We start from the raw sequence: 15,614 nt of genomic DNA on the forward strand, positions 1-15,614 counted from the left end.
TTTACCGAAGCCTCACATTGTACAACGTTTGCTGCGATGGAATGAATTGTAGCGCATTTTTTGGGGTTCTCAAAAAAATTTGCGTCAATGTTTCAGGCCATCTGTCGCGGACGACGCTGCAACGGCCTTGTCCGTCGAGGGAGCAGCCACGACCGCCACTTCCTCATCCGTCAGGGGCACAGGCTTGGTTTCCAAGGCCACTTCCAGTACCTTGTCGATCCAGCGCACAGGCACGATCTCAAGTCCACTCTTCACGTTGTCCGGAATCTCGGCCAGGTCTTTGACGTTCTCTTCGGGGATCAGCACCGTCTTGATGCCGCCGCGCAGAGCCGCCAGCAGCTTTTCCTTGAGGCCACCAATGGCGGTAACTTCACCGCGCAATGTGATCTCACCGGTCATGGCAACATCACCGCGCACGGGAATACCCGTGAGGGCCGAAACAAACGCCGTCGTCATCGCAGCGCCCGCACTCGGACCATCCTTAGGGGTTGCCCCGTCTGGCACATGGATGTGGATGTCGCGCTTCTCAAACGCTTCGTCCTTGATGCCCAGAATGCGCGAGCGGCTGCGCACCACCGTGCGGGCAGCCTCCACCGACTCCTTCATCACATCACCCAAAGAACCGGTGCGCGTGATCACACCCTTGCCGGGCATGGCGGCGGCTTCGATGGTCAGCAGATCGCCACCCACCTCGGTCCAGGCCAGACCGACCACCTGGCCCACTTGGTTCTGCGCCTCGGCACGGCCGTAGGTGTACTTGCGCACGCCCAGGAAGTCAGGCAGGTTGTCGGCGGTGACAACGACCTGGGGTTCGAGCTTCTTGAGCTGCAGACCCTTGACCACCTTGCGGCAGATCTTGGACAACTCGCGCTCCAGCGAACGCACGCCGGCTTCCCGCGTGTAGTAGCGCACCATGTCGCGCACGGCGGGCTCGGTGATCAGCAGTTCTTCGTCCTTCACGCCATTGTTCTTGAGCTGCTTGGGCAGCAAGTATTTCATGGCGATGCTGGTCTTCTCGTCCTCGGTGTAACCCGACAGGCGGATCACTTCCATGCGGTCGAGCAGGGCCGGCGGAATGTTCATCGAATTCGACGTGGCGACGAACATCACGTCGCTCAGGTCGAAGTCCACTTCGACGTAGTGATCGCCAAAAGTGTGGTTCTGCTCGGGGTCCAGCACCTCCAGCAGCGCACTCGACGGGTCGCCTCGGAAGTCCGTGCCCAGCTTGTCGATTTCGTCCAGCAGAAACAGCGGATTGCGCGTGCCCACCTTCGACAGGCTCTGCAGCACCTTGCCAGGCAGCGCGCCGATGTACGTGCGGCGGTGCCCACGGATTTCAGCTTCGTCGCGCATGCCACCCAAGGCCATGCGCACGTACTTGCGGCCCGTGGCCTTGGCAATGGATTGCCCCAACGAGGTCTTGCCCACGCCAGGTGGCCCCACCAGGCACAGGATGGGAGCCTTCACCTTGTCCACGCGCTGCTGCACCGCAAGATATTCAAGGATGCGGTCCTTTACCTTGTCCAGGCCAAAGTGGTCTTCGTTGAGCACGCCTTCGGCATTGACCAGGTCGTGCTTGATCTTGGTCTTTTTGCTCCAAGGCAGCGCCGTGAGCACGTCAATGTAGTTACGCACCACGGTGGCCTCGGCCGACATGGGCGACATCAGCTTGAGCTTCTTGAGTTCTGCATCAGCCTTCTTGCGCGCCTCGGCAGGCATCTTGGCGAGCTTGATCTTTTTCTCGATCTCCTCGATGTCCGCGCCTTCGTCGCCTTCGCCCAACTCCTTCTGGATGGCCTTGACCTGCTCGTTCAAGTAGAAGTCGCGCTGGTTCTTCTCCATCTGGCGCTTCACACGCCCACGGATCTTCTTGTCCACGTTGAGGATGTCCACCTCGCGGTCAAGCTGCTCGAACAGGTTTTCAAGGCGCGCCTTCACATCCGACAGGTCCAGCACCACCTGCTTGTTCTCGAGCTTGAGCGGCAGGTGCGCGGCGATGGTGTCGGCCAGACGGCCTGGATCGTCGATGCTGGAGATCGATGTGAGGATCTCCGGGGGAATTTTTTTGTTGAGTTTGACGTACTGGTCAAACTGCTGCATCACAGCACGGCGCAGCGCTTCAATCTCACTGGGCTTGTTGGCCTCGGGTGTGGCTTCTACCGGCGTGACGGTGGCCGTGAAATGGGTCTCAGCGTCCTCGATGGACGTCACCAGAGCGCGCTGCTGGCCTTCGACCAGCACCTTCACGGTGCCGTCAGGCAACTTGAGCATCTGCAGGATGGTGGAGACGCAGCCGACATCGAACATGTCCGACACCGAAGGCTCGTCCTTGGCTGCAGCTTTCTGTGCCACCAGCATGATGCGACGGTCGGCCTCCATGGCCAACTCAAGCGCCTTGATGCTCTTGGGACGCCCCACAAAAAGCGGGATGACCATGTGGGGAAACACCACCACGTCACGCAAAGGCAACAGCGGTAGATCGATAGGGGTGGCTGGCAGGGGGGTATGTCCGGACATGGAAATCCTCAAAGTGCTCTGTGGAAATGGGTCCACATGTGGGGATTTTCAACCCTTACGCGCAAGCCGCGCTGGCACAAGGGTTGATGGTTCAATGGGCGACACCAATGCGCCCGCTCCGGTCATCTCAGACGGCGTGAAGGATTCCGGCGTGTCCATGCGGGCATCGCAGACTCCTTCACGCCTTCTCAGGCCTTCTTGGCCGCTTCGCGATAAACGAGCAGCGGCGGCTTGTTTTCTTCGATGGTGGACTCGTCCACCACCACTTTTTCAACGTTGCTCGTATTGGGCAAGTCGAACATCGTGCCAATCAGCGATTGCTCCAGGATTGAGCGCAGGCCGCGGGCTCCGGTCTTGCGGGCCAAGGCCTTGCGAGCGATGGCCTTAAGCGCGGCAGGACGGATTTCGAGGTCCACACCTTCCATGGCCAGGAGCTTGCTGTATTGCTTGACCAGCGCGTTCTTGGGCTCCGTCAGGATCTGCACCAGCGCATCCTCGCTGAGTTCAGCCAGAGCCGTCACCACGGGCATGCGCCCCACGAGTTCAGGAATCAGGCCGAACTTGATCAGATCTTCGGGTTCGATCTCGGTGAACACCTCTGTCAGCGAACGCTGCTTCTTGCTCTTGACCGATGCGCCAAACCCGATGCCCGAGGCTTCGGTGCGGTTCTCGATGACCTTTTCCAGTCCCGCAAACGCACCGCCACAGATAAACAGAATGTTGGTCGTGTCGATCTGCAGGAAGTCCTGATTCGGGTGCTTGCGTCCGCCCTGCGGCGGCACGCTGGCCATCGTGCCTTCGATGAGCTTGAGCAGCGCCTGCTGGACGCCCTCGCCCGAAACGTCACGCGTGATGCTGGGGTTGTCCGACTTGCGCGAGATCTTGTCGATCTCGTCGATGTAGACGATGCCGCGCTGCGCGCGCTCCACCTCATAGTTGCAGCTTTGCAGCAGCTTCTGGACGATGTTCTCCACATCTTCGCCCACATAACCGGCTTCCGTCAGCGTGGTGGCGTCGGCCATCACAAAGGGAACGTCCAGCATGCGCGCCAGGGTCTGCGCCAGCAGCGTCTTGCCCGAACCCGTGGGCCCAATCAGCAAAATGTTGCTCTTGGACAGCTCCACATCGTCTTTGTGGGCCTTGTCCTTGTGGCGCAGGCGCTTGTAGTGGTTGTACACCGCCACCGCCAGCGTGCGCTTGGCCACGTCCTGACCAATCACATAGTTGTCGAGGTTGGTCTTGATCTCTACGGGGGTGGGCAGGTCACTGCGGCCTTCGCGCGCCAGGTCGCCAGCCGGGAGCTCATCGCGAATGATCTCGTTGCACAGGTCAATGCACTCGTCGCAGATAAAGACCGACGGACCGGCGATCAGCTTCTTCACTTCATGCTGGCTTTTGCCGCAGAAAGAGCAGTAAAGGGTTTTTTCGCTGGAAGAGCCTTTTTTCTCGGCCATGGGGGCAATGCCTTGCTTGTTACGGAAAGTTGTCGGGATGATAACCAAATAAAAAACGGCGTCTTCCCCAAAGGAAAACGCCGCTGTTTGACCCTCTGGCTATCAGGAGCGCTTGCTGATCACCTGATCGACCAAACCGTATTCCTTGGACTCATCAGCCGACAGGAAATAGTCACGCTCGGTGTCGCGCTGGATCTTTTCCAGCGGCTGGCCCGTGCGCTCGGCAAGGATCTTGTTGAGCTGCTCGCGGGTCTTGAGGATTTCGCGGGCGTGGATCTCAATCTCGGTTGCCTGGCCCTGCATGCCGCCCAGAGGCTGGTGGATCATGACCTTGGAGTTGGGTAGCGCAAAACGCTTGCCCTTGGCTCCTGCGGCCAGCAGGAAGGCGCCCATGCTGGCGGCCATGCCGGTGCACAGGGTCGAGACATCAGGCTTGATGAAGTTCATGGTGTCAAAGATCGCCATGCCGGCGCTTACCGAGCCACCTGGGGAGTTGATGTAGAACGAAATGTCCTTGTCGGGGTTTTCACTCTCCAGGAACAGCAGCTGAGCCACCACCAGGTTGGCGGTCTGGTCGTTGACCGGACCCACCAGAAAAATCACGCGCTCCTTGAGCAGGCGCGAGTAGATGTCGTAGGACCGTTCGCCACGGCCCGACTGCTCGATAACCATGGGAACCATGCCCAGGCCTTGTGTTTCCAATGCGCTCATGTTTTTCTCCAGACAAGCAGGTACTGTACCCAGAAATGAATTGGGGCTTGTGCACGAAAGCACAAGCCCCTGTATGTAACGGCAACAACCGGGCAATTCGATAACAAGCCGCCCAGTCGACAGCCTATCAGCCTTGTTGGGCCATCAGTTCGTCAAACGACACGGCCTTCTCGACCACCTTGGCCTTGGACAGCACAAATTCGGTCACGTTGTTTTCGATCACAACGGCTTCGACTTCCGCCAGGCGCTGGCGGTCACCGAAGTACCAGCGCACCACATCTTCAGGCTTCTCGTAGCTGGCAGCCAGCTCATCGATGTGGGCCTTGAGCTGTTCGGGCTTGGCCTGCAGCTCATTGGCACGCACCAGCTCGGCCAGCACCAGGCCCAGGCGCACGCGGCGCTCAGCCTGGGGGCGGAACACATCTTCAGGGATCTCGGCCTTGTCGGCGTCCTTGATGCCGCGTTGCTTGAGTTCAGCGCGGGCACCTTCCAGCAGGCGGGCGATTTCAGCCTGCACGCTGGAGTTGGGCAGGTCCAGCTCAGCCTTGGCCACCAGGGCGTCCATCACGGCTTGCTTGTTGCGGGCCAGCAGACGGAACTTGACTTCACGCTCCAGGTTCTTCTTGATGTCGGCGCGCAGGCCTTCCACGGAGCCATCGGCAATACCGAGCGACTTGGCCAGGGCATCGTTCACTTCGGGCAGGTGGGCAGCTTCGATCTTCTTGATGGTCACCAGGAAGTCAGCGGTCTTGCCAGCCACATCCTTGCCGTGGTACTCCGCAGGGAATGCCAGGGGGAAGGTCTTGCTTTCGCCAGACTTCATGCCACGCACGGCGTCTTCGAACTCCTTGAGCATCTGGCCTTCGCCCACCAGGAACTGGAAGTCTTCGGCCTTGCCGCCTTCAAACGGCTCGCCATCGATCTTGCCTTCAAAATCGACCGTCACGCGGTCGCCGTCTTGCGCAGCAGCATCCATGGCGCGCTGGGCGAAGCTGCGGCGCTGCTTGCGCAGGATGTCGATGGTCTTGTCGATGGCGGCGTCCGTCACTTCAGCCGACAGCTTTTCGACTTCGGCATCAGACAGATCGGCAATCTTGACTTCTGGGAACACTTCGAAAATGGCATCGAAAGTGACCTGGCCTTCAGGAGCGCCTTCCTTTTCGGTGATGCGGGGCTGGCCAGCAACACGCAGGTTGGCTTCGTTGGCTGCCACGGCAAAGGCTTCACCCACCTTGTCGTTCAGCACTTCGTACTGCACCGAGTAGCCGTAACGCTGGGCCACCACGTTCATGGGCACCTTGCCGGGACGGAAACCGTCCATCTTGACCGTGCGGGCCAGGCGCTTGAGGCGCGTGTCGACTTCGGACTGGATCAGGGTGACGGGCACGCTCAGCGTAATCTTGCGCTCGAGCTTCTCAAGGGTTTCAACAGTAACGGCCATGGCTATTCCTCTTATGAATGTGGATCGTGCTGGCTGCAGCGCAGCAGCGCCGTGTTCCGCAAAGTCTCACATGGGTGGTGCGCGGGGGGGGACTCGAACCCCCACACCATTGCTGGCGTCAGGACCTAAACCTGGTGCGTCTACCAATTTCGCCACCCGCGCGGTTCTACAACAAACAAACAGGCGGCAACCTCAGCTGCCGCCTGTGTGAAATCGGTCAACCTTCTATTTTACCCTGATGCGGGCGGGGTGGGAATCAAACCCCTCCAAGGACCTCCGGCGCAGGCCTTTTCACACGGAACCACGCGGCATACATCGCGGGCAGCGCCAGCAGCGTCAGCACGGTGGCCACCACCAGTCCGCCCATGATGGCCACGGCCATCGGGCCCCAGAACACGCTGCGTGACAGCGGGATCATGGCCAGCACCGCAGCCGCAGCCGTCAGCACGATAGGACGCAGGCGGCGCACTGCCGATTCAACAATCGCATCCCACGCAGGCACACCCCTCGCGCGGTCCTGTTCGATCTGGTCGATCAGGATCACCGAGTTGCGCTGGATCATGCCCATGAGTGCAATCACCCCCAGCAACGCCACGAAGCCGAACGGACGGTTGAGCAGAATCAGCGCCGCAGCCACCCCTGCCAGGCCCAACGGCCCGGTCAGGAACACCAGCATCGCGCGGCTGAAGCTGTGCAGTTGCAGCATCAGCAGCGTGAAGGTGATGAACAACATGACCGGAATGCCGGCTGCAATCGACGCCGAGCCCTTAGAGCTTTCCTCCACAGCACCCGCCACTTCGATGCGGTAGCCGGTCTGCCCGGCAGCGCGCCACTTCGCCTCAATGTCCTTGAGAGCAGGCAGCAGCGCCGCCGTCACCGTGGCCCCCTGCAGCCCCTCGGTCACATCCCCCTGCACGGTGATGGCGTAGTCGCGGTTCTCGCGCCACATCACACCGGGCTCCCAGGTGAAGACCGGCTTTGCGATCTGCGTGAGCGGGATCGACTTGCCCGAGGCCGTGGGCAGGTAGGCGTTGGCGATGTCGGTGATGGCGTTGCGCTCGTCCAGCGGCTGGCGCAGCAGAATGTCGATGAGCTTGTCACCCTCGCGGTACTGGCCCACCTGCGTACCCGACAGGATAGTCTTGGACGCCTGGGCAATCGACTGGCTGGTGACACCCAGAGCGCGCGCCTTGGCCTGGTCCACTTCCAGACGCAGCACCTTTACAGACTCGTTCCAGTTGTCATTCACACCGCGCATGTCCGGGTTCTTGCGCAGTTGGGCTTTCACTTCATCGGCGCGCTCACGCAGCACCAGCGGATCAGGCCCCACCACGCGGAACTGCACGGGGTAAGGCACCGGCGGTCCATTGGGCAGCAGCTTGACGCGACCACGCACCTCCGGGAACTCCTCAGCCAGCAGCGCAGGCAACTTCACGCGCAGGGACTCACGCACCTTCAGATCCTGGGGCAGAACGATGAACTGCGACACGTTGCTCTGGGGAAACACCTGATCCAGCGGCAAATAGAAACGCGGCACGCCGGAACCGACCCAGGTGCTGACAGAACTGACGCCAGGCTCAGAGAGCAAGCGCTGCTCCACACGTTTGGTCACTTCTTCATTGCCTGCAAATGAGGTGCCCTCGGGGAACCAGATGTCCACCAGAATTTCAGGCCGGCTCGAATCGGGGAAGAACTGCTGCTGCACCTTGCCCATGCCCACAATGCCCAGCGCAAAGGTCAGTACCGTGGCGCCAATGGTGATCCAGCGGTGCAACACACACCAGTCCACCAGGCGGCGGAAGGTGCGGTAGAACGGGCTGTCAAACACTTCGTGTGGATCGTCGGTGATGCCCTTGTTGGCCTGGGCAGCCAGCACATGCGGCGGCACCTTGAGCAGCAGCGTGCCCAGGTACGGCACAAAGTACACCGACACGAACCAGCTGAGCACCAGCGCGATCACGGTGACCGCAAAAATGGCGAAGGTGTATTCGCCCGTAGTGGACTTGGCCAGGCCGATGGGCAAAAAGCCCGCCGCCGTGATCAGCGTGCCCGTCAGCATCGGCATGGCCGTGATCTCATACGCAAAGGTAGCGGCACGCACCTTGTCGTAGCCCTCTTCAAGCTTGAGCACCATCATTTCGACCGCAATGATCGCGTCATCCACCAGCAGGCCCAGTGCGATGATGAGCGAGCCCAGCGATATCTTGTGCAGGCCGATGCCCCAGTACCACATGGCCAGGAAGGTCACGGCAAGCACCAGCGGAATGGTGATGCCCACCACCAGCCCCGGGCGCGGATCGATGTACCAGCGCTTCCACAGCGGGTTCTTGCCGGGGCGCTTGTGCAGGCCCAGCGCGATGAAGCTTACCGCCAGCACGATGACCACGGCCTCGATCAGCACCTTGACGAATTCATTCACCGAGGTGGACACCGCCTTGGGCTGGTCTTGCACGTTAACGAGCTTCACTCCCGCTGGCAGCGTGCCGCCGATGCGGTCGGTGGCAGCATGCAGCGCCTTGCCCAGCGCAATGATGTCGCCGCCCTTGGCCATGGAGACGCCCAGCGCAATCACTTCCTGCCCCTGGTGGCGCACCTTCACGGTGGCCGGATCCACATAGCCGCGCTTGACCTCGGCGATATCGCCCAGGCGCAGTTGTGCGCCCGATGGGCCACGGATCGGCATGGCGCGCAGGTCTTCAATGGCGTTGAACTGACCCTGCACCCGCACCTGCACCTGGTCTTGCGGGGTCTGAATGGCTCCGGCGCTCTCCACGGCGTTTTGCTGGCCCAGCTGGGCCAGCACCTGGTTCATGTCCAGGCCCAGTTGCGACAGGCGTTTTTGCGAGATTTCGATGAACAGTTTTTCGTCTTGCACGCCAAACAGCTCAACCTTGGCGACATCGGGCACACGCAGCAGCTGCTGGCGTGCGTCATCGGCAAACTGCTTAAGTTCGGCGTAGCTGAAGCCCTCGGACTCCAGCGCGTAGATCACGCCATACACATCGCCAAAGTCGTCGTTGAAGAACGGGCCCTGGATGCCCTGCGGCAAGGTGTAGCGCATGTCGCCCACCTTCTTGCGCACGCTGTACCAGACGTTGGCCACCTCGCTGGCCTTGGACGAATCCTTGATCTGAAAGATGATCTGCGACTCGCCGGGCTTCGAATAACTGCGGATCTTGTCGGCGTAGGGCACCTCTTGCAGCGTGCGCTCGATCTTGTCAGTGACCTGCTCGGCCACCTGCTGCGCCGTGGCGCCCGGCCAGTAGGTACGCACCACCATGGCACGGAAGGTGAACGGCGGGTCCTCGTCCTGCCCCAGCTGGAAATAGGCGGCAAACCCCAGCAGCATCAGCACCACCATCAGGTAGCGCGTGAGGGCGGGATGGTCGAGCGCCCACTTGGAGAGGTTGAACCCCTCTTTGGGTTGTACTTGCGTCATGGCCGGCCTCAGTTGGCTGTGGAAGCTGCGGGTGCCGCTGCTGTGGCAGCAGGCGCGGCAGGCATTGCTACTGGATTGGTAGCTGTCTGCGCTTTACTGGCGGGCGCTGAGGCCGTTTTTGGCTGATAAATCAGCACTTTCTGCCCAGGCGAGAGCACATGCACCCCCGTGGCCACCACCTGCATGCCGGGGGCTAGACCCGCAGCCACCACGGCCTCGTTGCCATCGGCCGTGGCAATCTGCACCACCTGCGACTTCACCGTGCTGCTGGCCGCGTCATACACCCACACCGCCGTGGACTGCCCCTCCTGGCGCAGCGCACTGGTGGGCAGCTTGATAGCCGGAATGCCCGCATGGCTGAGCGCCTTGGGCGTGACATACACGGTGGAGCCCAGGGCAGGCGCATCGGCACCGTCGATGGCCACCTTGACTTGGTAAGTGCGCGTGGCGGCGTCGGCACTGGCGGCCACTTCGCGCACGCGGCCCGTCAGGTTGGCGCCACCGGACCAGCCGCGCACCGCCACTTCTGAGCCTGGGGTGATCTGCCCCACCTTGTCCTCCGGCACCGCAAACACCACATCGCGGGGGCCATCCTGCGCAATGCGCACCACAGGCGTCCCGGCCGACACCACCTGGCCAGGCTCGGCGTCAATGCCAGTGACAACGCCCGCCACGTCGGCCACCAGCGTGGTGTAGGCCGCCTGGTTGCCTTGCGATGACAGCTGCGCGCGGGCCTGGTCCAGCGTGGCCTGGGCGGCTTTCAGCGTCGCGTCGCGGCGCTCCAGCTCGGCGCCGCTGATGAAGTTCTGGTCCTTCAGGGCTTGGTAGCGCTTGTAGTCGGCAGCGGCCAGATCACGCTGCGTGGTGGCCGATGCCAACTGTGCGCGCGCGGCGTCGGTGGCCAGTTGGTAATCCTTGGGGTCCAGCTGGGCCAGCACCTGTCCGGCCCGCACACGCTGGCCCAGTTCGGCCTGGCGCTGCACGATCTTGCCCGCCACGCGGAACCCCAAGCGTGACTCCACGCGCGCCCGCACCTCACCCGAATACTCCAGGCTGGATTGCAGCGCACCCACCCCCACCGTCAGCAACTTGACGGAGCGCACCGGCTCTTCGGGCGGCGCGGGGCGGGAACAGGCGGCCAGCAAAGCAGCGGCGGCCACCATCAGCAAGGTCCGGCAGTGCCGTTGAAAAGGCCGCGAAGCGGAGGATGTGCGCATGGGAAATCCGGTGAATAGAGAAGGGCTACAAGGAGTTGCAGGGGCTGCACGCAAAACGCAGGCACGAATGCCTGCGCTGAAAACGGAACTGCCGTAACAGTTACCGGCCAGCCTCCTTGTCCCTGATTGAATTGGTTTTTTGATTACTGACTGACCGGTTAGTAATCTATGAGAAGCCCTTGGCATTGTCAAGCGACAATCCAGGGTGTGAACGACCGATCCCCCCCTCCCCAGCCTGAAGTGGCGTCCGCTGCAACTTCCGCGCCACAGCCGCTCCAGACCGCACCACACCATGCGTCTGCCACCCTGGCCGCCCCTGTCACGCACTACGAGAACTTCCCGGTCGCGTCCCTGCTGTGCCCACCGCACCTGCGCCAGCCCATTGCCGCCATCTACGGCTTTGCGCGTACCGCCGACGACATCGCTGATGAGGGCGACGCCCTGGCTGCCGCCCGCCTGGCCGACCTGGCCGCCTACCATGCCGACCTGATGGCCGTCGCCCAAGGCCAGCCGCCCTCGCCCCGCTGGGCCAGCGTGTTCTTGCCGCTGCAAGCGGTGCTGCGTAGCCACCAGCTGCCCGTGCCACTGCTGGCAGACCTGCTCAGCGCCTTTGCCCAGGATGTGGAAAAAACCCGTGATGCCGAGGGCTACGCTGACCGCGCCGAGCTGCTGGACTACTGCCGCCGCTCGGCCAACCCAGTGGGGCGCCTGCTACTGCACCTGTATGGCGTGGGCGATGCGCAGGCGCTGCAGCAAAGCGATGCGATCTGCACCGCGCTGCAGCTCATCAACTTCTGGCAGGACCTGTCGGTGGACATCCCCCGAGGGCGCCACTACCTGCCCCGCGCCGACTGCGCCGTTCATGGCGCCTGTCAGGCCGAACTGCTGGCACTCAGAAGTACCCCCGAGAACGTGCGCCTCATCACCGATTGCGCCCGCTGGGCCCGCGCCAGCATGCAAATAGGCGCCCCCTTGGTGCACCGCCTGCCCGGCCGCGCCGGGTGGGAGCTTCGCCTGGTGGTGCAAGGCGGCCTGCGCATTCTGGACAAGGTGGACGCCCTCAAAGGCGGCAGCCTGCACACCCGTCCACGCCTGCATGCGTGGGATTGGTGCGTGATGCTGGGCCGCGCGCTGGTGATGTAAGAAAGATTCATGGGCCACAAGGCGCGCTGACATCGGCATGTTTCTTGGCCAAAATTACAAGCCAAATTGGCTCCTAGCGCTTATCTATCAATCGCTGGCAGCTATCAATTCAGGAACGCTTTCCCTGCTGGGCGCTGCACGCTGATGAGGGGCAATCCCGCAAGGCAGGGATAGCGAGCATCCGGCTGCTGCAGCGCGCGGTTAGCCTCGCGGCCACCAACCGCCCCGTGCGGCCCCATCACGCAACCCAAGCCCGCGCCACAAGCGCTGCGGCCCCGGGCCCTTCCGGTACGCACCCACCATGTCCGTCAGCGTTTTCGACCTCTTCAAGATTGGCGTCGGCCCGTCCAGCTCCCACACCGTGGGCCCCATGATTGCGGCGCGGCAGTTTGCCTGCCATGTGCGTGACACGCTGGGCCTGGCCGCCGTGCACCACGTCACCGTAGAACTCTTCGGCTCGCTGTCGGCCACCGGCGTGGGCCACGGCACCGACAAGGCCGTGCTGCTGGGCCTGGCCGGGCACGAGCCCGACCACATCGACCCGGACCAGATCCAGCCTGCCATTGCCGACATCCGCATCCGGCAAACGCTGGAGCTGCTGGGCGAGCAAATGGTGCCGTTTGTCGAAAAAGAGCACCTGCTGTTTCGCCGCAAAAGCCTGCCGCTGCACCCCAACGGCATGGCGTTTCACGCGTTCGACGCGCAGGGCAACGAGATTGCGGCGCGTGAGTACTACTCGGTGGGTGGCGGTTTTGTGATCGACGCGGCGGGCGAGCGTGTACTCAACAGCGCCGCCACCGCTGGGCCCGATGCGGCCGGCCATGCCCAAGGCCTGCCCCACCCTTTCCGCACGGGGGCCGAGCTGCTGGCCCAGTGCCAGGCCACCGGCCTCACCCCCGCCCAGCTCATGGCGGCCAATGAGCAACACTGGCGCAGCGCCGCCGAGGTGCGCTGCCAGCTCATGGCTATCTGGAAGACCATGGCCGGTGCCGTGCAGCGCGGCTGCGCCAGCACCGGCACCCTGCCCGGCCCCATGCATGTGCGCCGCCGCGCGGCCGAGCTGCACCACAAGCTCAGCACGCAGCCCGAGGCCGCGCTGCGCGACCCGCTCTCGATGCTGGACTGGGTGAACCTCTACGCTATGGCCGTCAACGAAGAAAACGCCGCCGGCGGCCGCGTGGTGACGGCGCCCACCAATGGGGCTGCAGGCGTGATCCCCGCCGTACTGCATTACTACGTCAACTTCCTGCAAGGCCCCATCCCGGCCAACGACGACGGCATTGCCACCTTTTTGCTCACGGCAGGCGCCATCGGCATCATCTACAAGGAAAACGCATCGCTCTCGGGAGCCGAAGTGGGCTGCCAGGGCGAAGTGGGCGTGGCCTGCTCCATGGCCGCAGGCGCGCTGGCTGCGGTGATGGGCGGCACCCCCGAGCAGATCGAGAACGCCGCCGAAATCGGCATGGAGCACAACCTGGGCATGACCTGCGACCCCGTGGGCGGCCTGGTGCAGATCCCCTGCATCGAACGCAACGCCATGGGCGCCATCAAGGCCATCAATGCCGCCCGCATGGCGCTGCGTGGCGACGGCCAGCATGTGGTCTCGCTCGACAAGGTCATCAAGACCATGATGCAGACCGGCGCGGACATGAAAGTCAAATACAAGGAGACATCGCGCGGCGGGCTGGCGGTGAATGTTGTGGAATGCTGACAAACCTGTCGCCAATGTGACACAACAGCAGATGCCGCAGCACAATGCGCGGCGTGCAGCCTCGCGCGCTTCCTGCGACGCCTGGCATGCATGGCCCCGTCACCTTTTCCGTTTCCTATGCACCTCTTCTCTGCGCTGCGAGCCCTGCTGCTGATCCTTCCCCTGTCCTGGATGTCCCCTGGCGCCTGGGCGCAAGACACCCTGACCCACATTGCCAAAACCGGCGAATTGCGAATGGGGCACCGCGAGGCATCCCACCCCTTCTCCTACAAAGACCCAGCCACTGGGCAGGTGCGTGGCTACAGCGTTGATATCTGCACCAGGATTTACGAGGAGCTCAAGAAGGAACTCAAGCGCCCTGACCTGCGCCTGACCTATGTACTCGTAGACGGCAAGAACCGCCTTGCAGACCTGAAAAACAACGTAGTGGACCTGGAATGCGGCACGACCACCAACACCCTGGAACGCCAGAAGGAAGTCGCCTTCAGCCACCACATCTTCATCGCCACCACCGCCTTCCTCGTGCGCAAGGACTCGGGCATCAAGACGGTGGACGATCTGAACGGCAAACGCATTGCCGTCGAACGAAAAACCACCAATGACGGCCTGCTGGCCACGAACGAACGCACCTACCACCGCAAATTCATCTACGTGCCGGTAGACAGCACCGCACAGGGATTGGATGCACTCACGCGCAGGGAGGCAGATGCGGTTTTTGCAGACGATGCAGGCCTGTGGAGCCCCATGACCCGGCTGGGCAAGGCCATGGGGGACTACCAGTTTCTGGAAAAGCGCCTTTCGGTAGAGCCCTACAGCATTGGCCTGCGCAGGCAAGACCCTCGCTTCAAGGAGCTGGTAGACCAAGTCACCCGCCGCCTGATCCAGACCGGGGAGATGGCGGCTCTCTACAAAAAGTGGTTCCACTCGGACCAAGGCACGCTCCCCATGAGCGTCTTCATGCGCGAAGCGCTCAAGCGGCCCAGCGACGTGGGCGTGGAACAGATCGCCTTTTGATGCCCTTCGGCCTGCCGCAGAACTGCCGCAGAACAGGCAGGCCAAACTGGGGAACTGCGGCCTCCACCAGCTGCCAGGTTGCATTCGCGGGCCATGTCCGCCATGGGACAATCGCGCCCCATGACCCCACAGCAATACGTACAGCAAAAAGCCGTGGCCTCGGGCAGCAGCTTCTACTACGCCTTCCTGTTCCTGCCGGCCCCGCGCCGCGCCGCGATCACGGCGTTTTATGCCTTCTGCCGCGAAGTGGACGATGTGGTGGACGAAGTCTCCGACCCTGGCGTGGCGCGCACCAAGCTGGCCTGGTGGCAGGCCGAGGTGGCCAAGGCCTATGCGGGCCAGCCCACCCACCCCGTGATGCTGGCGCTGATGCCGCTGGCCGCCGACTATGGCATTGAACAACGCCACCTGCAGGCCGTGATCGACGGCTGCCAGATGGACCTGGAGCAGACCCGCTACCTCGACTTTGCGGGCCTCAAGGGCTACTGCCACCTGGTGGCGGGCATCGTGGGCGAAGTCGCCGCACGCATCTTCGGCCAGACCGACCCGCGCACCACCGACTACGCCCACAAGCTGGGCTTGGCCTTCCAGCTCACCAACATCATCCGTGACGTGGGCGAAGATGCCATGCTGGGCCGCATCTACCTGCCGGTGAGCGAGCTGCAGCAATTTGACGTGAAGGCGCACGAGATCCTGAAGCGCCAGTATTCCGACCGCTTCACCGCGCTGATGCGTTTTCAGGCCGAGCGCGCGCACCGCCTGTACGACGAGGCCTTCGCCCTGCTGCCCGATGCCGACCGCCGCGCCCAGAAGCCCGGCCTGATGATGGCCAACATCTACCGCACCCTGCTGCGCGAGATCGAGCACGAGAACTTCCAGGTGCTGCACCAGCGCATCCGCCTCACGCCCTTGCGCAAGTTCTGGCTGGCGTGGAAGGTGCAGGCGCTCGGCCGGATGTCGTAGCCGT

At 62.7% G+C, this 15,614-nt stretch carries 10 protein-coding genes and 1 tRNA gene; 4 read left to right on the forward strand and 7 right to left on the reverse strand.

From position 1 onward, the window contains the following. Positions 1 to 84 precede the first annotated feature (84 nt). The 7 genes from lon to C8C93_RS11275 all read right to left on the reverse strand — a co-directional run bounded on the left by lon (position 85) and on the right by C8C93_RS11275 (position 10,779). Positions 85 to 2,517: an endopeptidase La gene (lon, locus tag C8C93_RS11245; RefSeq protein WP_055399523.1), complete on the reverse strand. Its 2,433-nt coding sequence runs from the start codon at positions 2,515 to 2,517 to the stop codon at positions 85 to 87. 188 nt (positions 2,518 to 2,705) lie between these two features. Continuing rightward, the gene (gene clpX / locus C8C93_RS11250) at positions 2,706 to 3,971 is read right to left on the reverse strand and encodes an ATP-dependent Clp protease ATP-binding subunit ClpX (protein ID WP_010460566.1); all 1,266 of its coding nucleotides are present in this window, start codon (positions 3,969 to 3,971) and stop codon (positions 2,706 to 2,708) included. 102 nt (positions 3,972 to 4,073) lie between these two features. Continuing rightward, a complete protein-coding gene (gene clpP, locus C8C93_RS11255; protein ID WP_055399521.1) occupies positions 4,074 to 4,682 on the reverse strand; it encodes an ATP-dependent Clp endopeptidase proteolytic subunit ClpP in 609 nt (202 codons plus the stop codon). A gap of 127 nt (positions 4,683 to 4,809) precedes the next feature. Beyond that, entirely contained in the window at positions 4,810 to 6,123 is a 1,314-nt protein-coding gene (gene tig / locus C8C93_RS11260) for a trigger factor (protein ID WP_055399519.1), read from the reverse strand. Between the two features lie 75 nt (positions 6,124 to 6,198). Then, positions 6,199 to 6,285, reverse strand: a tRNA-Leu gene (locus C8C93_RS11265). A gap of 94 nt (positions 6,286 to 6,379) precedes the next feature. Beyond that, complete coding sequence (locus C8C93_RS11270; RefSeq protein ID WP_121506950.1) at positions 6,380 to 9,562, reverse strand: efflux RND transporter permease subunit; 3,183 nt, start codon at positions 9,560 to 9,562, stop codon at positions 6,380 to 6,382. A gap of 8 nt (positions 9,563 to 9,570) precedes the next feature. Further along, positions 9,571 to 10,779, reverse strand: a complete 1,209-nt coding sequence (locus tag C8C93_RS11275; protein WP_233559344.1) for an efflux RND transporter periplasmic adaptor subunit — start codon at positions 10,777 to 10,779, stop codon at positions 9,571 to 9,573. Positions 10,780 to 10,986: 207 nt separating this feature from the next. On the opposite strand from C8C93_RS11275, the gene hpnC reads away from it, so the two are divergent. The 4 genes from hpnC to hpnD all read left to right on the forward strand — a co-directional run bounded on the left by hpnC (position 10,987) and on the right by hpnD (position 15,610). Continuing rightward, complete coding sequence (hpnC, locus tag C8C93_RS11280) at positions 10,987 to 11,922, forward strand: squalene synthase HpnC (RefSeq protein ID WP_233559346.1); 936 nt, start codon at positions 10,987 to 10,989, stop codon at positions 11,920 to 11,922. Between the two features lie 301 nt (positions 11,923 to 12,223). Then, positions 12,224 to 13,633: an L-serine ammonia-lyase gene (locus C8C93_RS11285; RefSeq protein WP_121506952.1), complete on the forward strand. Its 1,410-nt coding sequence runs from the start codon at positions 12,224 to 12,226 to the stop codon at positions 13,631 to 13,633. 117 nt (positions 13,634 to 13,750) lie between these two features. Then, positions 13,751 to 14,647: an amino acid ABC transporter substrate-binding protein gene (locus C8C93_RS11290; protein ID WP_233559348.1), complete on the forward strand. Its 897-nt coding sequence runs from the start codon at positions 13,751 to 13,753 to the stop codon at positions 14,645 to 14,647. Positions 14,648 to 14,767: 120 nt separating this feature from the next. After that, positions 14,768 to 15,610: a presqualene diphosphate synthase HpnD gene (hpnD, locus tag C8C93_RS11295; protein WP_121508753.1), complete on the forward strand. Its 843-nt coding sequence runs from the start codon at positions 14,768 to 14,770 to the stop codon at positions 15,608 to 15,610. Positions 15,611 to 15,614: the final 4 nt, after the last annotated feature.

This window comes from Acidovorax sp. 93 (genome assembly GCF_003633835.1).
Taxonomy (GTDB): Bacteria; Pseudomonadota; Gammaproteobacteria; order Burkholderiales; family Burkholderiaceae_C; genus Acidovorax; species Acidovorax facilis.